The organism is Kitasatospora sp. MMS16-BH015, assembly GCF_002943525.1.
GTDB lineage: Bacteria > Actinomycetota > Actinomycetes > Streptomycetales > Streptomycetaceae > Kitasatospora.
Map to the genome: position 1 here is coordinate 2,247,394 of NZ_CP025394.1, position 22,133 is coordinate 2,269,526.

The 22,133-nt window shown below is 73.8% G+C and carries 19 protein-coding genes and 1 pseudogene; 5 read left to right on the forward strand and 15 right to left on the reverse strand.

The features are described from left to right. Window positions 1-126: 126 nt before the first annotated feature. Window positions 127-1,476: a class II 3-deoxy-7-phosphoheptulonate synthase gene (locus CFP65_RS09630; RefSeq protein ID WP_104815716.1), complete on the reverse strand. Its 1,350-nt coding sequence runs from the start codon at window positions 1,474-1,476 to the stop codon at window positions 127-129. Between the two features lie 299 nt (window positions 1,477-1,775). On the opposite strand from CFP65_RS09630, the gene CFP65_RS09635 reads away from it, so the two are divergent. Further along, complete coding sequence (locus tag CFP65_RS09635; RefSeq protein ID WP_174805519.1) at window positions 1,776-3,707, forward strand: anthranilate synthase family protein; 1,932 nt, start codon at window positions 1,776-1,778, stop codon at window positions 3,705-3,707. 87 nt (window positions 3,708-3,794) lie between these two features. Here the strand turns inward: CFP65_RS09635 and CFP65_RS09640 are convergent. The 3 genes and pseudogenes from CFP65_RS09640 to CFP65_RS09650 all read right to left on the reverse strand — a co-directional run bounded on the left by CFP65_RS09640 (window position 3,795) and on the right by CFP65_RS09650 (window position 6,402). Further along, window positions 3,795-4,402 (reverse strand): annotated as a pseudogene (locus CFP65_RS09640) (response regulator). A gap of 20 nt (window positions 4,403-4,422) precedes the next feature. Continuing rightward, on the reverse strand, window positions 4,423-5,562 hold the full coding sequence (gene macS, locus CFP65_RS09645; RefSeq protein WP_104815717.1) for a MacS family sensor histidine kinase: 1,140 nt from the start codon (window positions 5,560-5,562) through the stop codon (window positions 4,423-4,425). A gap of 21 nt (window positions 5,563-5,583) precedes the next feature. Continuing rightward, on the reverse strand, window positions 5,584-6,402 hold the full coding sequence (locus tag CFP65_RS09650) for a 1-acyl-sn-glycerol-3-phosphate acyltransferase (RefSeq protein WP_104820746.1): 819 nt from the start codon (window positions 6,400-6,402) through the stop codon (window positions 5,584-5,586). 170 nt (window positions 6,403-6,572) lie between these two features. On the opposite strand from CFP65_RS09650, the gene CFP65_RS09655 reads away from it, so the two are divergent. Continuing rightward, window positions 6,573-7,358, forward strand: a complete 786-nt coding sequence (locus CFP65_RS09655) for a carboxylesterase (protein ID WP_104815718.1) — start codon at window positions 6,573-6,575, stop codon at window positions 7,356-7,358. A 30-nt stretch (window positions 7,359-7,388) separates the two neighbouring features. Further along, window positions 7,389-8,069: a hypothetical protein gene (locus tag CFP65_RS09660; protein ID WP_104815719.1), complete on the forward strand. Its 681-nt coding sequence runs from the start codon at window positions 7,389-7,391 to the stop codon at window positions 8,067-8,069. Window positions 8,070-8,086: 17 nt separating this feature from the next. On the opposite strand, the gene CFP65_RS09665 is transcribed toward CFP65_RS09660, so the two are convergent. The 9 genes from CFP65_RS09665 to CFP65_RS09705 all read right to left on the reverse strand — a co-directional run bounded on the left by CFP65_RS09665 (window position 8,087) and on the right by CFP65_RS09705 (window position 16,027). Beyond that, entirely contained in the window at window positions 8,087-8,797 is a 711-nt protein-coding gene (locus tag CFP65_RS09665) for a hypothetical protein (protein WP_158702116.1), read from the reverse strand. 74 nt (window positions 8,798-8,871) lie between these two features. Then, window positions 8,872-9,504, reverse strand: a complete 633-nt coding sequence (locus CFP65_RS09670; RefSeq protein WP_104815721.1) for an RNA polymerase sigma factor — start codon at window positions 9,502-9,504, stop codon at window positions 8,872-8,874. A gap of 80 nt (window positions 9,505-9,584) precedes the next feature. Beyond that, entirely contained in the window at window positions 9,585-10,796 is a 1,212-nt protein-coding gene (locus CFP65_RS09675; protein ID WP_104815722.1) for a glycoside hydrolase family 3 N-terminal domain-containing protein, read from the reverse strand. 88 nt (window positions 10,797-10,884) lie between these two features. Next, the gene (locus CFP65_RS09680) at window positions 10,885-12,033 is read right to left on the reverse strand and encodes a low temperature requirement protein A (protein WP_104815723.1); all 1,149 of its coding nucleotides are present in this window, start codon (window positions 12,031-12,033) and stop codon (window positions 10,885-10,887) included. 72 nt (window positions 12,034-12,105) lie between these two features. Then, window positions 12,106-12,804, reverse strand: coding sequence for an endonuclease/exonuclease/phosphatase family protein (locus tag CFP65_RS09685; RefSeq protein ID WP_104815724.1), 699 nt, complete (start codon window positions 12,802-12,804; stop codon window positions 12,106-12,108). Between the two features lie 196 nt (window positions 12,805-13,000). Further along, window positions 13,001-13,942, reverse strand: a complete 942-nt coding sequence (locus tag CFP65_RS09690) for an ROK family glucokinase (protein WP_104815725.1) — start codon at window positions 13,940-13,942, stop codon at window positions 13,001-13,003. 196 nt (window positions 13,943-14,138) lie between these two features. Beyond that, window positions 14,139-14,387: a DUF5304 family protein gene (locus CFP65_RS40695; RefSeq protein WP_104815726.1), complete on the reverse strand. Its 249-nt coding sequence runs from the start codon at window positions 14,385-14,387 to the stop codon at window positions 14,139-14,141. Between the two features lie 45 nt (window positions 14,388-14,432). Continuing rightward, the gene (locus tag CFP65_RS09700; protein ID WP_104815727.1) at window positions 14,433-15,596 is read right to left on the reverse strand and encodes an ArsA-related P-loop ATPase; all 1,164 of its coding nucleotides are present in this window, start codon (window positions 15,594-15,596) and stop codon (window positions 14,433-14,435) included. Next, the gene (locus CFP65_RS09705) at window positions 15,596-16,027 is read right to left on the reverse strand and encodes an SRPBCC family protein (protein ID WP_104815728.1); all 432 of its coding nucleotides are present in this window, start codon (window positions 16,025-16,027) and stop codon (window positions 15,596-15,598) included. The genes CFP65_RS09700 and CFP65_RS09705 overlap by 1 nt, the downstream gene beginning before the upstream one ends. Window positions 16,028-16,309: 282 nt before the next feature. Here CFP65_RS09705 and CFP65_RS09710 point away from each other — a divergent pair, with 282 nt between their 5' ends. Beyond that, window positions 16,310-18,103 (forward strand): long-chain fatty acid--CoA ligase, encoded by a 1,794-nt coding sequence (locus CFP65_RS09710; RefSeq protein ID WP_104815729.1) that lies wholly within the window; start codon window positions 16,310-16,312, stop codon window positions 18,101-18,103. Between the two features lie 114 nt (window positions 18,104-18,217). Here CFP65_RS09710 and CFP65_RS09715 read toward each other — a convergent pair whose 3' ends face one another. After that, window positions 18,218-19,354, reverse strand: a complete 1,137-nt coding sequence (locus tag CFP65_RS09715) for a glycosyltransferase family 4 protein (protein WP_104820747.1) — start codon at window positions 19,352-19,354, stop codon at window positions 18,218-18,220. A 133-nt stretch (window positions 19,355-19,487) separates the two neighbouring features. On the opposite strand from CFP65_RS09715, the gene CFP65_RS09720 reads away from it, so the two are divergent. Then, on the forward strand, window positions 19,488-20,828 hold the full coding sequence (locus tag CFP65_RS09720) for a glycosyltransferase family 87 protein (RefSeq protein ID WP_254552307.1): 1,341 nt from the start codon (window positions 19,488-19,490) through the stop codon (window positions 20,826-20,828). Here the strand turns inward: CFP65_RS09720 and CFP65_RS09725 are convergent. Beyond that, on the reverse strand, window positions 20,821-22,110 hold the full coding sequence (locus tag CFP65_RS09725; RefSeq protein WP_174805520.1) for a hypothetical protein: 1,290 nt from the start codon (window positions 22,108-22,110) through the stop codon (window positions 20,821-20,823). The two genes, CFP65_RS09720 and CFP65_RS09725, sit on opposite strands and share 8 nt — an antisense overlap. Between the last annotated feature and the right edge of the window lie 23 nt (window positions 22,111-22,133).

Here is a 22,133-nt window from a genome sequence, read left to right on the forward strand (position 1 = left end):
GGGTATTGAACCAAGGCTTACCTTAGCTCGCTAAGCCTTACCTTACCCAATGGCCCGGGCATGAAAAAGCCCCTCCGACCTCGGGAAACCGGGAATCGGAGGGGCCTTCGTCACACTGGGGCCGGATCAGTGGCCGCGGTACATCTCCGCCACCAGGAACGCCAGGTCCAGCGACTGGCTGCGGTTGAGCCGCGGGTCGCAGGCCGTCTCGTAGCGCTGGTGCAGGTCGTCGACCATCACCTCGTCGCCGCCGCCGACGCACTCGGTGACGTCGTCACCGGTGAGCTCGACGTGGATGCCGCCCGGGTGGGTGCCGAGCGCGCGGTGCACCTCGAAGAAGCCCTTGACCTCGTCGAGCACGTCGTCGAAGCGGCGGGTCTTGTGGCCGGTCTCGGCCTCGTAGGTGTTGCCGTGCATCGGGTCGCAGATCCAGACCGGCTGCGCGCCCGAGGCGGTGACCTTCTCCACCAGGGTGGGCAGGTGCTCGCGGATCTTGCCCGCGCCCATCCGGGTGATGAAGGTGAGCCGGCCCGGCTCGCGGTCCGGGTCGAGCCGCTCGATCAGGGTGAGCGCCTCCTCGACCGTGGTGGTCGGGCCGAGCTTCACGCCGATCGGGTTGCGGATCTTGGACGCGAACTCGATGTGCGCGCCGTCCAGCTGCCGGGTGCGCTCGCCGATCCAGACCATGTGGCCCGAGACGTCGTACAGGTCGCCGGTCCGCGAGTCGGTGCGGGTGAGCGCCGTCTCGTAGTCCAGCACCAGCGCCTCGTGCGAGGAGAAGAACTCGACCGTCTTGAACTCCTCGGGGGTGACCCCGCAGGCGCTCATGAAGGCCAGCGCGTTGTCGATCTCCTTGGCCAGCTTCTCGTACCGCTGACCGGCCGGGGAGTTGCGCACGAAGTCCTGGTTCCAGGCGTGCACCTGGCGCAGGTCGGCGTAACCACCGGTGGTGAAGGCACGGACCAGGTTGAGCGTCGCGGCGGACGCGTTGTACATCCGCTTGAGCCGCTCCGGGTCCGGAATGCGGGATTCGGGGGTGAATTCGAAGCCGTTCACCGAGTCGCCCCGGTAGACCGGGAGGGTGACGCCGTCACGCGTCTCGGTGGACTTCGAACGGGGCTTGGAGTACTGCCCGGCGATCCGGCCGACCTTGACCACCGGCACCGAGGCGGCGTACGTGAGCACGGCCGCCATCTGGAGCAGGGTCTTCAGCTTGTTGCGGATCTGCTCGGCGGAGACGCCGTCGAAGGCCTCGGCGCAGTCACCGCCCTGCAGCAGGAATGCTTCCCCGCGGGCCACGGCACCGAGCCGGGCACGCAGCTGGTCGCACTCGCCGGCGAAGACGAGCGGCGGATAGGAGGCGAGGTCCGCAAGGGACTTGCGCAGCGCCTCTTGGTCCGGCCATTCAGGCTGCTGCGCCGCGGGCAGGGACTGCCAGGAGAAGGCAGTCCGTGTGTTCTCTGGTGTCACGGTCACAGGAGCAAGGCTACGGGGTGTGACAACGGAATTGTGCGCACTGTCCGTGGGGTGAGACGTCCTACGGACAATCGGGTGACCTACCCCATACCGTCCAGGCATCAGTTAGGCTCACCCCCATGAACGCGCCGTACACCCGTTTCTGGTGGTGGACCATCCCCGAGGTGGCCCACTGATCGCGCGTTCCTGAGCGCAACAACCGGCCGCCCCTCGGGGCGGCCGTCGTCGTTTCCTCACCCGACGGCCCTCCCGGACAAGCGGAACACCCCGCCCGTACAGCCACCGGAAGGAAACCGACCGTGACCAACCCAGCCGCTCTGCTCGCCCGCCTCACCGCTCCCGGCGCCCCCGCCTTCGCCCTGCTGCACCGCCGCACCCCGCGCCACACCCCCGACACCGTCGAGGTCCTGCTCGGCGAGGTCACCGCGTACGAGACCCTCGCCGAGCTCCCGGTCCGCTCCGGCGCCCCCGCCGAGGGCCCCCGGCACGACCTGCTGGCGCTGATCCCCTACCGCCAGATCCGCGAACGCGGCTACGAGGCCCACGACGACGGCACCCCCCTACAGGCCCTCGCCGTCCAGGAGCAGTACGCCCTCCCGGCCGCCGAGCTGCTGACCGCCCTGCCCGACCTCCCGGTCGCCCTCTCCGGCGGTTCGTTCGACATCGACGACGCGCAGTACGCCGACATCGTCCGCCGCGTCATCGGCGACGAGATCGGCCACGGCGAGGGCGCCAACTTCGTCATCCGCCGCGACTTCCGCGCCAGCTTCGAGAACTTCTCCCCCGAGCTGGCCCTCACCCTCTTCCGCCGCCTGCTCGAGCAGGAGCGCGGCGCGTACTGGACCTTCCTGGTCCACACGGGAGAACGCGTGCTGGTCGGCGCCTCCCCCGAGGTCCACGTCCGCCAGTCCGGCGGCACCGTGGTGATGAACCCGATCTCCGGCACCTACCGCTATCCGGCCGGCGGCGCCACCGTCGAATCCCTGCTGGACTTCCTCGCCGACCCCAAGGAGCTCGAGGAGCTCACCATGGTGGTCGACGAGGAGCTCAAGATGATGTGCACCGTCGGCGACCTCGGCGGCCAGGTGCTCGGCCCCCGCCTCAAGGAGATGTCCCACCTCGCCCACACCGAGTACGAGCTGCGCGGGCGCACCTCGCTCGACGTCCGCGAGGTGCTGCGCGAGACCATGTTCGCCGCCACCGTCACCGGCAGCCCGCTGCAGAACGCCACCCGCGTCATCAAGCGGTACGAGCCCACCGGCCGCGGCTACTACGCCGGCGCGCTGGCCCTGATCGGCCGCACCGCCAGCGGCGCCCAGCAGCTCGACTCCCCGATCTGCATCCGCACCGCCGACATCGACCCCGCCGACGGCACCCTCGTGGTCCGCTCCGGCGCCACCCTGGTGCGCCACTCCGACCCCGAGTCCGAGGTGGCCGAGACCCACGCCAAGGCCGCCGGCGTGCTCACCGCCATCGGCGCCCGCCCGGCCCGCCCCCGCCCCGGCGGCCACGGCGAGGGCCACCGCCTGGCCGACGACCACCGCGTCCAGGCCGCCCTCGACGCCCGCCGCGAGGGCCTCGCGCCGTTCTGGCTCCGGATGCAGCAGGCCGCCCCCGCCGCCACCCAGGACACCCTGGTGATCGACGCCGAGGACACCTTCACCTCGATGCTCGCCCACCTGCTGACCTCGCTCGGCCACCGGGTCCGCGTGCTGCGCTACGACACCCCCGGCCTGCGCGAGACCGTCGCCGCCCACCCCGGCCCGCTCGTCCTGGGCCCCGGCCCCGGCGACCCGGCCGACCACGCCGACCCCAAGATGGCCCTGCTCCGCCCGATCGTGGCCGACGCCCTGCAGGCCGCCCGCACCGGCACCCGCACCGAGCCGCTCCTGGCCGTCTGCCTCAGCCACCAGCTGCTCAGCGCCGAACTCGGCCTCCCGCTGGTCCGCAAGGCCTCCCCCCACCAGGGCGCCCAGGAGACCATCGACCTCTTCGGCACCCCCCGCACCGTCGGCTTCTACAACGCCTTCACCGCCCGCACCACCCCCGCCGACACCGCCCGCCTCGCCACCGAGGGCATCGACCTCGCCCACGACCCCGCCACCGGCGACGTCCACGCCCTCCGCGGCCCCGGCTTCGCCACCCTCCAGTTCCACCCGGAGTCCGTCCTGACCCGCGAGGGCGTCGAGATCGTGGCCGACCTGATGCAGCGCCAATTCGCTGGGGCGTGATCTCTTTTCAAGGGGCGCGGGGAACTGCGCGACCAGCCGACCACCACCGTCACCTCCTGGTCGAACAGCACCCCGCGCCCCGGGCGGTCACCCGTCCAACCCCTGCTCGATCACATACCTGACCAGCTCCGCCCGGTTGTGCATCTGCAGCTTGCCCAGAGTGTTCTGCACATGGTTCTGCACCGTCCGGTGCGACAGCACCAACCGCTCCGCGATCTGCCGGTACGACAGCCCCTTGGCCACCAACCGCAGCACTTCGGTCTCTCTCCCCGTCAGCTGGGGCCCGGCCGCCGCCCGCCGGAACTCCCCGAGCACCAGCCCGGCCAGCCCCGGCGTGAACACCGCCTCCCCGGCGGCCGTCCGCCGCACGGCGTCCAGCAGCTCCTCCCGCCCGGCCGACTTCACCAGATAGCCGGTCGCGCCCGCCTTCACCGCCCCGAGCACGTCCCCGTGCTCCCCGCTCGCGGAGAGCACCAGCACCCGCGCCGTCGCATCCTGCGCGAGCAACTGCCGACAGGTCTCCGCCCCGGAGAACGAGGGCAGGTTCAGATCCAGCACCACCACCTGCGGCCGGGCGGCCCGAGCCCGCCGCACCGCCTCCGGCCCGTCCCGGCCGTGGCCACCACCGCGAACCCGGCCTCCGCCAGGTCCCGCGAGACGGCCTCCCGCCACATCGGGTGGTCGTCCACCACCATGACCGTCAGCTGATCCACCCTCACCCCTCCTTGGGTACCCGCAGCTCCACCTCGACGCCCTCCCCGGGCGCGCAGTACACCACCGCCGTGCCGCCCAGCTCCGCGACCCGCCCCCGGATCGACTGGCTGACGCCCAGCCGGCCCGAGGCCTCGGCCTCGGCCAGCCGGGTCGGGTCGCAGCCGGGGCCGTCGTCCCGGACGCTCACTGTGACCGCCTCGGGTTCGTCCTCGACCAGGATCCAGGCCCGCGCCCCGGGGCCGGCGTGCCGCTTGACGTTGTCCACCGCCGCGCCGACCGCCGCCGCGAGCTCGGCCGCCACCGGCCCGGGCAGCAGCACCGGCGTCCCCGGCGCCGAGAGGGTGATCCGCCCGTCCGCGTACCGGCCGACCAGCTCCCGCAGGTCCGCCCGCTCGCCCACCGACTGCTCGGGCAGCGCGACCCCGGTGACCAGCCCGCGCAGCGCCCGTTCGCCCTCGCCCGCCAGCCGGGCCAGTTCGGGCCCGCTCTCGCCCCGGTGCACCAGTGCCAGCACCTGGAGCACGCCGTCGTGGATGTCCCGGGCCAGCCGCTCCCGCTCCCGGGTGGCGGCCTCCACCCGCAGCGCCCGGGCCAGCACGGCCTGGCTCACCCGGGCCACCTCCACCACGTACCCGACGGCGCAGCCGGCCAGGCCGAGCAGCACGACGGAGTGCAGGTTGTCGGCCGCGGGGCCGCCGTGCCAGCCCACGTTGGCCACCCCGATCACCACGGTGGCCGCCAGGGCCGGCTTCCAGCCGCCCTTGAGCGCGCAGCCGAGCACGGTGCCGGCGGCCCAGATGGTGGGCAGGGTGAGCGAGCCCGCGTGGATCCGGGCGGGGGTGTCGATCGCGCCGCTCAGCACCACGCCGGTGACGGCGAAGGCGAGGTCGGTGGCCAGCACCAGCCAGGTGCAGCGCCGGGGGCCGGCGAAGGCGCGGGTGGAGGCCAGGGTCCAGACGGCGAGCGCACCGAGGAAGATCCAGCCGGCCACCGGGTGGGCGAACCGCAGGTAGGAGCCGAGGTACCGGGCGACGGCGTACAGCAGCGCGAGCACCCGGTAGGTGGAGGCCGCCAGCCAGAGCGGCAGCTCCACCGACAGCCCGCCGGCCTCGACCGAACTGCCCGGTCTCTCCCCCGCCACCGCACTCGACCCCCGGCGCCGTCAGCTCTCTTCGGTCTTCTCCGCAGCCTCGGCGGCGGCCTTCTCGGCGGCTTCCTTGGCCTCCTTGGCAGCCGCCTCGGCGGCCTCCTTGGCGGCGGCCTTCTCGGCCTTCTGCTCCGCCTTGCGCTCCGCGTCGGTGCGCTTCTTCTCCTCGGAGATCTGGCGCTTGGCGGCGGTGGCGTAGATGTCCACGTACTCCTGGCCGGAGAGCCGCATGATCTCGTACATCACCTCGTCGGTGACCGAACGGAGGATGAAGCGGTCGTTCTCCATGCCCTGGTAGCGGGAGAAGTCCAGCGGGCGGCCGATCCGGATGCCGGGGCGGATGCCGAAGTTGGGCTTCACCTGGCCGGGCGGCTGCACCTTCTCGGTGTCGATCATCGCGACCGGGATGACCGGCGCGCCGGTGGCCAGCGCGACGCGGGCCAGGCCGCCGACCTTGCCCCGGTAGAGCTTGCCGTCGGGCGAACGGGTGCCCTCGGGGTAGACGCCGAACAGCTCGCCCCGGTCGATCACCGCGATGGCGCTGCGGATCGCCGCCTCACCGGCGCCGCGGACGCCCGAGCGGTCCACCGGCAGCTGGCCGACGCCCTTGAAGAAGGCGGCGGTGAGCTTGCCCTTGAGACCGGGGGTGTTGAAGTACTCCGCCTTCGCGATGAAGGTGACCCGGCGCTTCATCAGCGCGGGCAGGAAGAAGGAGTCCGAGAAGGACAGGTGGTTGCTCGCGATGATCGCGGGGCCCTCGGCGGGGATGTTCTCCTCGCCCTCCATCCACGGCCGGAAGAAGATCCGCAGCAGCGGTGCGACGATCATCTTCATCAGTCGGTAGAACAACCGTGGCCTCCTGGCAGTGCGGGACCGGACGATCCTAATGCCCCGGAGCAGCCCGCCGCGCATCGGCGGTCCGGGCGGGGCTGTACGGCACGCGCGTGCCGTGGGACGATGCGCCTCTCACCACCCACTCTCCGCTTTTCTCGAGGAGCCCAGCGATGCCGCTGCTGCCCGGTGCCGATCCGTACCACCACCGCGGCGGCCCGGTCGGCGTGCTGTTCGTGCACGGCTTCACCGGCTCCCCGCAGTCCCTGCGGCCCTGGGCCGACCGTGCGGTAGCCGCCGGTCACACCGTCTCACTGCCGCTGCTGCCCGGCCACGGCACCCGCTGGCAGGACATGCAGGCCACCCGCTGGGAGGACTGGTACGCCGAGGCCGACCGGGCCTTCCGCGAGCTCTCCGAGCAGTGCGAGCAGGTCTTCGTCTGCGCCCTCTCGATGGGCAGCTCGCTCGCCCTGCACCTGGCCGCGCGGCACGGGGAGGCGGTGGCGGGTCTGGTGCTCGTCAACCCGTCCGTCCGCTCGGACAACCCCGCAAGTGTGCTGTTGCCGGTGCTGCGGCACGTCCTGCCGAGCCTGCCGGGCGTGGCCAACGACATCGCCCTCCCCGGCTCCACCGAGGTCGGCTACGACCGCGTCCCGCTGCACGCCGCCTGGTCACTGGGCCGCCTCTGGCGGACCGTCCAGGCCGAGCTGCCCACCGTGCGGCAGCCCGTCCTGCTGGCCCGCAGCCCGCAGGACCACGTGGTCTCCCCGGCCAACTCGGAGTTGGTGCTCGCCCGGATATCCTCGACCGATGTGACCGAGCTGCTCCTGGAGCGCAGCTACCACGTGGCGACCCTGGACCACGACGCCGAGCTGATCTTCGAGGCGAGCCTCGACTTCATCCGGCGCCTGGCCCGCACGGGCGCCGAAGAAGCGAGTGCCGAGAACCACCAGGGCTGAGGGGCCGGGCGTGCGCGAGAGGCAGTACCGATGACCGGGGCGACAGGCAGCGACAACAACCTCCCCTCCGAGGACGGCACCGAGCCGGTCGCGGACGGCGCAGCGGCCCCCGGGTCCACCGGGTCCACCGGGTCCACCGGGGACGGTGCGGCGGGCCCGATCGTCCCCGAGGAGAACGCTGCCTCGACCAGGAGCGAGGCTCCGACCGCCCCGGACGCTCCCGCCAAGCCGCCGGTACGGCGGCCGGGCGGTACGCAGGCCGAGCAGGACGCGATCTTCGCCCAGCTGGTGGCGCAGTTCGACGACCCGGTGGACCTGACCCACCCGGAGTGGCCCGAGATCGAGAACCTGCGGGCCCGCACCGAGCGCCCCGACCCGCTGGCCGACTTCGCGCCCCAGCCCCGCCCCCGGCCGGCCGCCCCGGGCCCGCGCGACTACACCCCGGCCGAGGACGAGGACGAGGGCCACTTCGTCCCGCCGGAGCCCCCGCCGCTGCCGCCGGCCGACACCACGGCCAAGTTCGCCTGGCTGGCGGTGCTCGGCGGCCCGGCCCTGCTGCTGTTCGACGCGCTGGTCTGGCGCGAGGTCTCCGGCTGGCCCGCCTGGGTCGGCGTCAGCGCCTTCCTGGGCGGGTTCGTCACCCTGGTGGTCCGGATGAAGGACTCCGACGAGGACGAGCCCCGCGACCCCAACGGCGGGGCCGTCGTCTGAGCCCTCCGGGGCCCGGCCTACCAGCCGAACAGCGCCTTCCCGCTCAGCGTACGGGTGGTGCCGTCGGCGAAGGTGAGGGTGGCCGAGTCGATCACCCCGGCCTCCCGCACGTCGGAGCCCGGCCACCAGGCCGTCCACCGGCCGCTGTCCACGGTGACCTCGAAGGTGTGGCCCTGGGCCGTCATGGTGACGGCCTTGACGTCGGCCCCGGCGAAGCCGGCGGCGTAGTTGAAGGTGTCCGCACCGGAGCCGTGGGAGCCGCCGGTGTCGTAGGTGATGGTGTCGCGTGCGACGGTCTTGGCCTCCCCCACCGACTCCCAGAAGCCGCTGCGCTCCGAGGCCACGTAGCAGAGCGCGGTGGTGCCGCCCCGGCTGACCACCATCGAGGTGACCTTGCCGCGCAGGTCCGCGTTGGTGATCGCGGTGGGCGTGCCCTCGCCCGGCATGCCGTGCAGGCACCACTTCAGCGTGGTGGCGCCCTGGCCCTTCGAGGTGTCCACCAGGGTCGGCTTGGTGGTCCAGGTGGCCAGCTCGGAGGAGCCGAGACCGCTGCCGCTCCGGTCGTGGACCATCACCCCGCCCACCACCGCGGCGGCGGCGAGCGCGCCGACCAGCGTGAAGGCGAGGCGCCGCCGCAGCCGGGCGGGCTTGCGAACGGCCTTGCGGGCGGGCTCGGTGGAGGTGTCGGCGGCGGTGTCAGCGGCGGTGTCGAGGTCGATCTGACGCATGAGCAGCTCCCGGTGAAGGGCGTGGCGCCCGGGCGGGAGGTCACGCTCGACCGGTTGCGGCCACTGTTCGGCGTTCACTGGTGTGCCTCCTTGGGGGCGAGACCCGCGGTCGCGGGCCCACTCTTCATCTGGTGCGCCGTGCGGGCGGGTTCCCGTTTTTCCCGCGGCCGGTGCCGGGCGGCCGCCTCGGTGAGGCGGTGCAGCTTGGCCCGGGCCCGGGAGAGTCGGGAGCGGACGGTGCCCACCGGCACGCCCAGCGCCTCGGCGGCCTCCTGGTAGTCCAGGCCGGCCCAGACGCACAGGGCCAGCACCTCGCGCTCCGGCCGCCGCAGCCGGGCCACGGCCTCCTGCACGGCGGCGAGCCGCGCCGCGTCGTCCAGCCGCCCGGCCGCCTCCTCGGCGAAGTCGGGCAGGCCCTCGGGCGGGGGCGGCAGCTGGGCCAGCACCTCCCGGTGCCGCCGGGCGGCCCGCCGCTGGTTGCTGACCAGGTTGGTGGCGATGCCCAGCAGCCAGGGCCGCAGCGACCCGCCCTCGGCGCCGACCCGGCCGTGCCGGCGCCAGGCCTCCAGGAAGGTCAGCGACATCACGTCCTCCGCCGCCGACCAGTCCCCGGTGAGCCGGTACACGTGGTTGTACACCGAGCGCGCGTACGCGTCGAAGAGCCGCCCGAACGCCTCGCGGTCACCGGCCCGCACCCGCGCTCGCACCTCTTGATCCGAATAGTCCACGTCATCTCTCTGGTCCGCCGCCCGGCCCGGTTCCCGTGGCGCGCGTCACATCCCAGGCCCTAAGCAAGCCCCCGTCTGAGCTCCAGCACCCGGTCACAGGCCGCGTCGAAGGCGGCCGACCCCAGCTCGCCGCCCTCCAGCGCCGCGGCCAGCGCCTCCACCGCCGCCTGCCCGCCCGTGACGGTACCCGAGCACTCCAGCAGCAGGTCCAGCCCGGCCGCCGCCCCGAGCACGGCCACCCGGGCCGGGGTGCCGTACGGCTCCACCGCCTTGGCCGTCAGCGAGTCCGAGACGGTGACGCCCCGGAAGCCGACCCGCCCGCGCAGCTCCTCCCCCACCACCGTGGTGGAGAGCCCGGCCGGCCGGGCCGGGTCCAGCTGGGGGTAGACCGCCCAGGAGAGCATCACCAGCCGCACCCCGGCGGCGATCGCGTCGTGGTAGGGCTCCTGGTCGATCCGCCGCAGCTCGGCGAGCGGGGTGCCCAGGGTGACCGGCCGTTCGTCGGTGTTCTCCTCGGTGGCGGCCGGCCCGAGGCCCGGGAAGTGCTTGGCGGTGGCGGCCACCCCCTGCCGCTGCTGGGCCGTGACGAACTCGCGCCCGCAGACCGCCACCGTCCGCGGGTCGTCGCCGTACGAGCGCTGGGCTTGGTCGGCGAAGTCCCCGGGCGTGCGGTACACGTCGAGCACCGGTGCCAGGTTGACGTTCAGCCCGGCCCCGCGCAGCAGCTCGCCGGCCTCCTGCCCGGCCAGCGCCGCGTCCGCCGCCGGGTCGGCCGCGGCCCCGATCTGCTTGGCGGACTGGTACGGCCGGCCCGGCAGCCGCCGCACCTGCCCGCCCTCCTGATCCGCCATCACCAGCAGCGGCGCCCCCACCGGGCTCGCCCGGTTCGCCTCCTGCAACTGCCCGACGGCCGCCGTGATCTGCGCCAGGCTCGCCACGTTCTCCCCGAACAGGATCACCCCGCCCACCAGCCCCTCGGCGACCAGCCCGAGCAGCTCGGCCGGCACCTCGGTACCGGAGTACGAGTGGACCACCCGCTGCCCGGCCCGCTGCCGCGCCGTCAGCGCGGGCCGACCGGCCGTCGGAGAGGGCGTCGGACTCCCCGTCGAGCTCGGCGTACCGCTCCCGGACGGGCCGGCACCGGACGGGGCCGGGCCGGGGTCGCCACCGGTCGGCGGGGCGGGCTCCGGGCGCCCTTCCCCGGCCGAGCAGGACGCGACCAGACCGCTCGCCAGCACGGTGAGCGCGGTCCGCCGGGACAGCTGACGCATGGGCAGGGCCTCCAGTCTGCGACCTGGGTTCAGGTGTACCGCCACCGGGCCACCGAGCGGTAGCACCACGCCCCGCTCGGGCCTCGACTCATTCGGCCCGGCTCGGCCGGGTGTACTTGGAGAGCTTGGCCAGCACGAAGACCAGCCCGGCCGCCACCGCCACCGCGCCCCAGGCGGGCAGCCCGAGGCAGGCAGGCACCAGGGCCGCACCGGTCAGCACCAGGCAGGGCAGGTACCAGCGGGCGACCACCCGGACGCCGTCCCCGTACCGCAGCGCGATCGCCGCGTTGGCGGTGTAGAAGGCCAGCACTCCCCCGCAGAGCGCCCAGCGGGCGCCGACCGGCAGGTGGTGGTGCGGCTCGGCCACGGCGGTGCCGAGCGCGGCCGCGATCACCGTGATGCCGGAGACCAGCACGAACGGCAGGTACATCACGGTGTCCCGGATCGCGCCGGTGGCACCCGAGCTCACCGCCCGCTCCAGGCCCCGGGCGGCGTTGGCGGTGCCCCAGACGAAGAAGATCATCGCCAGCTCGGCCACCACCACGAACCCGAGCAGCGCCGTCAGCCCGGCGGCCACCGTGAAGTGGTCGGCGAGCGTCACCACGACGGTGAACACGCTCTCGCCCAGCACGATCACCACGAACAGGCCGATCCGCTCGACCAGGTGCTCGACCGCCAGCTCGTCGTAGAAGCCCCTGGTCAGCCCGGTCCTGACGGCCAGCAGCAGCACCTCCAGCGCGATCGCCAGCCCCCAGAGCACGAACCGCTGCGGGTTCGGCACCGCCGCCGAGAGCGCCCAGACGGCGGTCGGCACCAGGAAGTAGAGCAGCGGCCGCCAGATCGGCAGCGGGTCGTCGGCCAGCCGGGCCCGGCTCCACCAGATGAAGAAGGCCATCAGCCGCACCCAGGCGGCGCCCAGCGCGTACGCCCAGGCCCGGCTGCCCAGCCCCTCCGGCGCGGCGGCGGCCATCAGCCCGAGCGCGGGCATCGCCGCGAGCAGCATGGCCTGGGTCCGGGGGTTGGCCGAGCCGAACACGTTGACGGTGACCATCAGGTTGGCCCAGGCCCACCAGGCCGGGAAGAAGAGCACCAGGAAGGTGCCGAAGGCGCCCGGGCCGGGGTCGCCGTGCAGGTCGTGCGAGAGCACGCTGACGGTCACCACGAAGACCAGGTCGAAGAACAGCTCGAACCAGCCCGCCCGATGGTCCTCGGCGGCTGTCACTGCGGTGTCGCTCACGCCCCCACTCTGCGGGCGGCGGCGCCGCGTCGCACCCGACGCGCCGTCACCCCCGGCACCTCCCCGAGCTGTTCACCCCGCTGGCACCCGCAGGACGGCCAACACCGGGAGATGGTCGGTGGCCGCCACCAGGTCGGCCGCCGCCAGGCCCGGCAGCTCCTGCGGCACCCCGCAGGAGACCACCTCCACCTCCGGGCTCGCGAACACCGCGTCGATCCGCTGGTACGGATTCTCCGGCACCGAGCTGTACTCCCCGCCCCAGGGCGCCACCGCCCAGCCGTCCTGGTGGCCCGCGGCCAGCCGCCGCCAGCCCGGGCCGTCCGGGTGCTCGTTGAAGTCCCCCGCGATCACGGCCGCCTCGCCCGGCCGCGCCTGGCCCGGCAGCAGCCCGAACTGGCTCAGCCGCTCCGCCGGATCCAGGCTCAGGTGACAGCTCGTCACCGTCACCGGCCCCCCGCCGTCCACCCGCAGCACCGCCGTCGCGAACCCGCGCGCATGCAGCCCCCGCCGCTTCGGCAGCAGCCGGTCCCGCACCTCCACCACCTCGACACCCGGCCGCCCCAACACCATCGGCCCCGCAGCCACCCGCCCGCCCCCGGCCAGCACCCGCATCCCCACGGCCCGCGCCAACCACCGCTCCTGCCCGGCCGGCCACAGGTACCGCGGCACCTCCTGCACACACACCACATCCACCGCACAGGCCCGCACCACCCGCACCAACGCCCGCCGGTCGTCGCGCAGCGAACGGATGTTGTACGTGAGAAGACGCATGCCCTCATCTATGCATGAAAGGGTCGGCTGCACTATCCAGGGGCGCGGGGAACTGCGCGAAGCGGGAGAAGCGCGCCTCGAAGATCGCAACGATGCCCACCTGCACCATCAACGGACAGTGCAACTGGGCATCGCTGTAAGACAGCAGCAGAGTGCAGGGCTGGCCGCGCCGTTCCCCGCGCCCCTGGAGGTGCGACTAGATCCTGGCGAGATCTGCCGCGCCGACGATGCCGGCGGCGGACCCCATCGAGGCCAGGACCACCTCGGCGCGGGGGCGGTGGACGCCGCCGGTGAGGTAGTTCTCGAAGGACTTGGCGACCGGGTCGAGCAGGAGGGAGCCCGAGTCGGAGACGCCGCCGCCGAGGACGAAGACGCCCGGGTCGAAGAGGGCGGCCAGGTCGGCCATGCCGCGGCCGAGCCAGTCGGCGAGTTCGGCGTAGCACTCGAGGGCGAGCGGGTCGCCCTCCTCCGCGGCCTGGGTGATGTGGATGCCGCGGATGGTCTCGGCCACCCCGTCGTTGAGCTCCAGCATCCGGCGGCCGGCCACCGGGTCGGCGGCGGCCTTCTCCCGGCCGTAGCGCCGCAGGGCGCGGCCGGAGCCGTACTGCTCCCAGCAGCCCTTGCCGCCGCAGCCGCAGAGCAGCCCGTCCGGCACCATGTTGAGGTGCCCGATCTCGCCGGCCACGCCGAACCGGCCGCGGTGCAGGCGGCCGTCCAGGACCAGCCCGCCGCCGATGCCGGTGCCCACCGTGATGAGCACCATGTCGGAGTGGTCGGCGGCAGCCCCGAAGCGGAACTCGGCCCAGGCGGCGCAGTTGGCGTCGTTCTCCACCACCGTGTCGACGCCGGTGAGCTCCTCGATCCGCTGCTTGAGCGGCTCGGCCTCCCAGGCGATGTTCGGCGCGAAGATGACGGTCGACCGGCTGGAGTCGACGAAGCCGGGGGCGCCCACGCCGACGGCGTTCACCGCCGGGTACTGCTCCCGGAGCTCGCGCACGGCCTGCGCGATGGCATCAACCGCCCACTGCGGGTCGGCCGGGGTGGGGACCCGAGTCCGCGCCAGGATCTCGCCGTTCTCGTCGACCACGCCGGCCGCGATCTTGGTGCCGCCGACATCGACGCCGATGGTCAGAGCCATGTCTCCCTCAGCTTTTCACTCGTTCCCGCTGAGCGGAACGGTACCCGCTGAAGCGTGCTCCCGTACACACCAATGCGTACAGGATCCGAAAACAATCCGACGACTTTCCGAAGTCGTGGCTTCAAGTGTCGTACGATCCGCCCCGCAGGGTGACCACGAACGGCCAGGCCGGTGCCAGAACCGGAATCAGTCTTAACTACTTGTCCGACGGCTCGTCAAGGTCGATCGGCTCCCCGTCGGCCTTCCCGGGCGCGGCCCAGCGGCGCTCCTGGCCGGCCACCGCGGCCCGGTACGCGGCCAGCAGCTCGTGGCCGGCGGCGGCCAGGTGGCCGAAGACCTCGGGGTGCTGCTCGCGCAGCCGCTCCCCGGCCTGCTGCGCCTTGTCCCCCACCGCCGTCGCGAACCGGCGGACCTCCTCCACCAGCTCGTTCGGCTGCTCGGCCACGGTCCTGTTCCTCTCCACTGAAGTCGTACGGGGGTCGATGGGGGCTCAGCGCGGCCAGAGCGCCGGATCCGGCGCGAACCGCAGAGCGAGCACCCCGTCCGTGAGCCCCGCGCCGCTCACCGTGCAGCGCCGCAGCGCCGAGGGCAGCGGCAGCACCCGACGGTACGCGCCGAGGCCGAGCACCAGCTCGTCCCCGCGCCGGACCAGTTCCAGATCGGCGCGCTCCGCGCCGGGCAGCGGGATCCGCCAGACCAGCAGCCCGTCCTCGGCCCGCCGGTCCTCGACCTCCCAGGGGGCGGCCACCGGCACGGCCGGGCCGGCGCCGTCCCCGTACAGCTGGGCGGCGACCGTCTCCAGGGTGCCCTCGGGCCGGCGCGAGACCAGCACCGGCACCCCGGTCTCCTCGGCCAGGGTGGCGAGCCGGGCCCGCTGGCGGGCGGCCTGGCCGGCCAGCCACTCGTCGCTGGAGGCGGCCGCGGCCACCGGCAGCGCGCGGTGGGCGACCACGGCGTCCAGCCGGTGCCCGTGCAGGGCGAGGCCGGAGCGGATCCGGCGCAGCTCGGCCGGGTCGAAGGAGTCCGCGTCCACGGCCAGCCGCACCGAGGTGCCCGGCGCCTCGATCACGGCGCGAGCGGCGGCCAGCGCCTCCGCCGCCCAGGACCGGGCCTCGAAGAGCCACTCGGCGGGCATCGGCACCCCGGCCACGGCGGCCAGCAGCGGCCGCAGCGCGCGGGCGGCCTGCCGCTGCTCGGGCAGTAGCCGGGCCAGGTAGCGGTCGAGCTGTTCGGGCAGCGCGAGCGCGGCCAGCAGCTCGGCGGGGGCGGGCGCGGCGACCACCAGCACCTCGGCCTCGGCGCCGCGCAGCGCGCGCAGCAGCGCGAGCTGGCGGGTGCCGGGCAGGGGGGTGAGCTCCTCCGCGTCCAGCGGCGCCGCCCCGAGCAGGTCCAGCGCGGGCTTGAGCCGGGGGCCCAGCTCGTCCAGCGCCCCCCGGAAGGCGGCCTGCTCGTCGAGCCGGGCCACGCTCAGCGGCCCCTCGTACGCCACCGGCTCGGCGCCGAGCCGGGTGTCGAGCAGCGCGTCGAGCCGCCGGTGCGGGTCGTCGGCGGCGAACAGCAGCGTCCGGTGGCCCCGGCGGGCGGCGTGCAGGGCCGTGGCGGCGGCGACGAGGGCGGAGCCCTCGCCGGTCACCAGGATCGTTCTGGCGGCCACTAGCCTTCTACGCGCTTCTTCAGGCCGGCCAGGGCCCGGTCGATGATGACCTTCTCGGCCTTGCGCTTGATCATGCCCAGCATCGGGATCTTGACGTCCACGGCCAGCTGGTAGGTGACCTCGGTGCCGCCGGCGGCCGGGGCGAGGGCGTAGGAGCCGTCCAGCGAGCGGAGCATCTGGCTCTTGACCAGCGTCCAGCTGACCTCGCGGTCGCCGTCCCAGGTGTAGGCGAGGGTGTGGTCGTCGCGGATGGCCCCGGCGTCGAGCAGCAGGCGCACCTGGGCGGCCCGACCGTTCTCGGCCGTCTCGAGCACCTCGATCTCCTTGACCTCGCCCGTCCACTCCGGGTAGGCCGCGAAATCGGCGATCACGGCCATCACCTCGGCCGGGGTCGCCGCGATGGTGATGCTCGACCTGGTGTGTTCCGCCATGGAACGGCCCTCCGCGTCTCGTCAGGTGTGCGCCCAGGGCAGGTTATCGCGCCGGGCGGGACCCGTTCGCCCTTGGGGCACCGGTGTGCGCACGGGTGCGGGGGCCGCCCCCCGGGGTGCTACCGGCGGGTCACGTCGGCACTGTCATAAGGTGCTGGAGAGGGCCATCGGGGCTCCGACCTGCGGTGTGACTCTTCGAACACCGGGCCGACTTCCCTGGTCATTCGACTTACCGGGCAGTAACGTCCTGCCGTCCCGCAGCGTCGCAGACGAGGAGCAGTCTTGCTCGACTTCAGCCTTCCGGCCCGCTACCAGGTACCGAGCGGCGGTAACCTCTCCGACCTCGTCCACCAGAACGCTGAGCGGCACCCGGACGTCGCGGTGCTCAGCCGGAAGACGGCGAACGGCTGGGCCGACCTGACGGCTGTGCAGTTCCTCGCCGAGGTGCACAGTGCCGCCAAGGGCCTGATCGCGGCCGGGATCAACCCGGGCGACCGGGTCGGCGTGATGTCGCGCACCCGCTACGAGTGGACGCTCCTCGACTTCGCGATCTGGTGCGCGGGCGCGATCACCGTGCCGGTGTACGAGACCTCCTCCGCCGAGCAGGTGCAGTGGATCCTCGGCGACTCCGGCGCCGTGGCCGTGATCACCGAGACCGACTCCCACACCGCCGTGGTCGAGCAGGTCCGCCCCGGGCTGCCCGAGCTCACCCACACCTGGCAGATCGAGCGCGGTGCGCTGGCCGCGCTGGCCGCGGCCGGCGAGAAGGTGGCCGACGCCACCGTCACCGAGCGCCGCTCCACCGCGACGGCCGACTCCATCGCCACCATCGTCTACACCTCGGGCACCACCGGCCGCCCGAAGGGCTGTCAGCTGACCCACGGCAACTTCCTCGCCGAGCTGGGCAACGTGGTCGCCCGGCTCGACCCGCTCTTCGTCACCGGCGAGAGCTCCGTCCTGCTCTTCCTGCCGCTGGCCCACGTGCTCGGCCGGATCGCCGAGATCGCCGCCGCGATCGCCCCGATCAAGCTCGGCCACGTCTCCGACATCAAGGACGTCACCGCCGAGCTGGCCGCCTTCCGGCCCACCCTCATCCTCGGCGTGCCCCGCGTCTTCGAGAAGGTCTTCAACACCGCCCGCGCCAAGGCCCAGGCCGACGGCAAGGGCAAGATCTTCGACAAGGCCGCCGACACCGCGATCGCCTACAGCCGCGCGCTGGACAACGGCGGCGCCCCGCTGGGCCTCAAGCTCAAGCACCTGGTCTTCGACAAGCTGGTCTACAGCAAGCTCCGCGCGGCGCTGGGCGGCCGGGCCACCCACGCGATCTCCGGCGGCGCGCCGCTCGGCGAGCGCCTGGGCCACTTCTACCGGGGCATCGGCTTCACCGTCCTGGAGGGCTACGGCCTCACCGAGACCTGCGCCGCCACCGCCTTCAACCCGCACGACAAGCCGAAGATCGGCACCGTCGGCCAGCCGCTGCCCGGCTCCGCCGTCCGGATCGCCGAGGACGGTGAGGTCCTCCTCAAGGGCCCCCAGGTCTTCACCGGCTACTGGAACAACCCCACCGCCACCGCCGAGGCCCTGCGCGACGGATGGTTCGCCACCGGCGACCTGGGCACCCTCGACTCCGAGGGCTACCTGGTGATCACCGGCCGCAAGAAGGAGATCATCGTCACCGCCGGCGGCAAGAACGTCGCCCCGGCCGTGATCGAGGACCGCATCCGGGCCCACCCCCTGGTCGGCGAGGTCATGGTCGTCGGCGACCGCAAGCCCTTCATCGCCTGCCTGGTCACCGTCGACGACGAGTTCTTCCCCAAGTGGAAGGAGCTCAACAACAAGCCCGTCACCGCCACCGTCGCCGAACTCGCCGCCGACCCCGACCTGCTGGCCGCCATCCAGTCCGCGGTCGACGACGGCAACGCCGCCGTCTCCCACGCCGAGGCCGTCAAGAAGTTCCGCATCCTCGACACCGTCCTCTCCGAGGCGAGCGGTCACCTGACCCCTTCGCTGAAGCTCAAGCGCAACCTGGTCCTCAAGGACTTCGCGGCCGACGTAGAGGCTCTCTACACCAAGTAGTCCCACCCTCCAGGGGCGCGGGGAACTGCTCGGGCATCCCTCGGGGCGTGAATCCCACCGTCGTACCGGGACTCACGCCCCCTCGCAGTTCCCCGCGCCCCTGATTAGTGCAAACTAACTGCCGAGTAGGGAAGTGAGCCTTCCCGCCAGCAGGTCCCAGCGCCACTCCCGTTCGACCCACTGGCGGCCGGCCTCGCCCATGCGGCGGCGGAGGGCTTCGTCGCGGAGCAGACGGACGATGCGCTCGGCGAGCACCACGGTGCCCTTGCCGGGGACGACGAAGCCGGTTTCGGCCTCCAGGACGGCGTCGGGGGCGCCGCCGGAGTCGCCGGCGACGACGGGGAGGCCGGTGGCGGAGGCCTCGAGGTAGACGATGCCGAGGCCCTCGACGTCGAGGCCGCCGCGGCGGGTACGGCAGGGCATGGCGAAGACGTCGCCGGCGCCGTAGTGGGCGGGGAGCTCCTCCCAGGGGACGGCGCCGGTGAAGCGGACGGAGGCGGTGACGCCCTGGGCGGCGGCGAGCTTCTCCAGGTCGGCGCGGTAGGGGCCGCCGCCGACGATCAGCAGGACGGCGTCCGGGACCTCCCGGAGGATCTGCGGGAGGGCGAGGATCAGGGTGTCCTGGCCCTTGCGCGGCACCAGCCGCGACACGCAGACCACCACCGGCCGGTCGGCCAGCCCCAGCCGGGCCCGGACCTCGGCGCCGCCGGAGTCGGGGCGGAAGGTCTGCTCGTCCACGCCCGGCGGGAGCTGGACCATCCGGCCGGCGGCCTCCGGGCCGACGGCCGAGGCGATCCGGGAGCGGGTGTACTCGCCGAGGTAGGTGAGCACGTCGGTGCCGGCCCCGATCCGGTGCAGCAGCTGCCGCGAGCCGGGCAACTGCGCCCAGGCGGCCTCGTGACCGTGCGTCATGCCGAGCAGCCGCTCGGCGCCGGCCCGCCGCAGCGCGGGGGCCATCAGCCCGAGCGGGGCCGCGGCGCCGAACCAGACCGAGTCGCAGCCCTCGGCGCGCAGGATCTCGGCGGCCCGCTTGGTCACCCGCGGGGTCGGCACCATCATCCTGGTCCGGTCCCGGATCACCGGGAACGGCTGCTCGGCGTCGAACTTCGCGACCTCGCGGCCGTCCCGCCAGGTCGAGGCGTAGACCACCACGCTGCCGGCCGGCTGCCGCACCGCCATGTTGTGGACGAACGCCTGGATCCCGCCCGGCCGGGGCGGGAAGTCGTTCGTGACGACGAGGGTCTTCTGCATGGCTGCCACGGCTCGCTCGGTAGGGGGGTGCTCGGTGTACCCGGCGCTGATCCGTACCATAGGTCAACACCACCGTTCGCCGGGAACCCCGCAAGGTCCGCGTGGTGGGCCGAGACGAGCGAGGGAGCAGAGGGTGGCGTTGGTCCACGCCGGTCCGACCGGCAGCGGCAGCACCGCGCTGTCCCCGGCCCCCTCCGCGGCGGGCGGGGCCCTGTGGGCGCTGGGCGCCGGCTGGGTGGTCACCCGGGTGCTGATCGTGCTGATGGTGCTGGGCGTCCTCAAGATCTCCGGCACCGACGTCACGGCCGACGTGTCGGTGATCTACCACGGCTGGTACGAGGTGCTCCAGACCGGCACCTTCCCGCTGGACGACGTGACCTGGCAGTACCCGCCCGGCGCCGCGCTGGTGATCCTGCTGCCGGGGCTGCTGCCCTGGTCGTACCTGATCTCCTTCTACGTGATCTGCGGCGTGTTCGACGCGCTGACCATGGGCCTGCTGATGCGGGCCGGCTCGCGCCGGGGCCGCAGCTTCTCCGGGGCCTGGGTCTGGGTGGCCGGGGTGCCGCTGCTCGGGCCGACGGTCTACTGCCGGTACGACCTGCTGGTCACCGCCCTCGCGGTGGCCGGGCTGCTGGCCGTGCTGCGGCGGCCCGCGCTCGGCGGGGTGCTGCTCGGCTTCGGCGGGCTGGTGAAGGTCTGGCCGGTGCTGGCGCTGGCCGGTACGCCGAAGGGGCGGCGGACCCGCCGCTCCTGGACGGCCGCCGTGGCCACGCTGAGCGCGGTCGGCTTCCTGCTCGCGGCGGGCATGAACGGCGCCTTCGAGTTCCTCAAGTTCCAGCGCGACCGGGGCATCGAGGTGGAGTCGGTGGCCGCGCTGCCGCTGCACTTCGCCCGCCTGTTCGGCGGCTGGCACGGCCAGGTCTCGATGAACTACGGCTCGCTGGAGCTGCTCGGCCCCTGGGTGCCGGTGCTCTCCAAGCTCTCGGTGGCGGCCACCGCGCTGGGCTTCGGCTGGCTGCTGGTCTGGCGGCTGCGGGCCAAGCGCTGGCAGGCCTCCACCCCGTACGACGCCGCGCTGGCCGCGCTGCTGGTCTTCACGGTGACCAGCAGGGTGATCAGCCCGCAGTACCTGGTCTGGCTGGTCGGCGTGGCCGCCGTCTGCCTGACGGTGCGGGGCACCAGCCAGCGCCCGGTGGCGGTGATCATCCTGATCGCCACCCTGGTCACCACCCTGGAGTTCCCGGTGCTGTTCGGCCAGGTGCACAACAGCCAGCCCTGGGGCGTGGCCGTGCTGACGGTCCGCAACCTGCTGCTGCTGGCCGCGACCCTCCTCTCCTGCCGCCGCCTCTGGCGCTCCACCCGCAACCCGGAGCCGCCGCGCACCGTGGTGCTCCCGGCCCTGCCGCCGGCCCCCGCCTACACCGTCCGCCCGGGCATCGCCTACGAGCAGCACCTGCTGGACGGCATCAAGTAGCGCGCCCGAACATGGTGGTCAGCTCGGCCCGCCAGGCGGCCACGAAGGCGTCCAGGCCGAGCCCCAGGTGGCTCCGGAGCAGCCCGTCCAGCCACGGGTCCCGCCCGCCGGTCGGCCCGGCCGCGCCGACCGCGCGGTAGAAGGAGGTCAGCGCGGGCTCCCCGTACCGGTCGGCGATCAGCCGACAGGCGGCCCAGCCCTGTTCGTAGGCCTGCGCTATCCCGGCCCCGCCGGCGGTGAAGTCGGCGTCGGCCGGGAGGGCGGCGGGGAGCTTGCCGGCCTGCACGTCGTGGGCCAGCTCGGGGGCGATCTGACGGGGCGTGCGGCCGGTCCGCCGGTAGGCGGTGTAGTCGGCGGCGCCCTCGGAGAGCCAGAGCGGGGTCCAGGCCTTGGTGGCGGCCCGGGTGGCCACGTGGGTGGCCTCGTGGGTGGTGACCACGTGGCGGCCGAGCTCGGTCAGCTCCGCGTACGCCTCGGGGTTGACCACCACCCGGTCGGCGGCGGCGTGCTCGGGGGCGCCGGTGGCGGCGGTGGTGACGGCGGCTATCCCCTGGTAGTCGGCGGCCCTGACCCCCAGCAGCTGCGCGAACTGCGCCTCGCTCGACGGTATCTCCAGCAGCAGCCGCCCGGCCCACTCCTGCCCCCACAGCTCGCTGACGGCCGGCACCGCCGCATCCGCCAGCCCGGCCGCCGGGGCCACCTCCCCCAGCCCCAGCACCAGGCTCCGCGCCCCCTTCGCCACCTTGACGGCCCCCAGGTCCCAGAGCGCCACCGGCCCGGCCGCCCCCTCCGAGGCCACCCGCCACCCCTGGCCGGCCTCGGCGAACTCCACCGTCCGGGTGAGCACGGCGGGGTAAGCGTCCACCCCGGTGAGGCGGTAGCGCAGCTCGACGGCGGCCGTGACGCGCAGGCCGGGCGGCGGGACGGCCGAAGGCCCGGGCACCGAGCCGGCCGACGCCTCCCCGGCCGAGGCCTCGATCGCCGTGCCGGCCGACGGCTCGCCGTAGCCCGTCAGGCGGTACGTCAGCTCGGCGAGCGGCACCTCGGCCAGTCGCTCCAGCAGGGTGCGGGCCTCGGCGGCGGCCGCGGGGGTGACGCCGGCGAGCAGCGCGGCCTCGTCCCGGCGGAGCAGGGCGTCGGCCCGGGCGGCCAGCAGGGCCTCCAGCCGGGGCCGCAGCGAGGGGGTCGGGACCACCCGGGGTGCCGGCGGCCGGGTGGCGGGCGGCGAGAGCAGCGCGAAGCCCCCCGCCGCGAGCAGCAACGCCCCGCGCCGGGACACCACACCCGCCCGGTACCCGCCCTCTG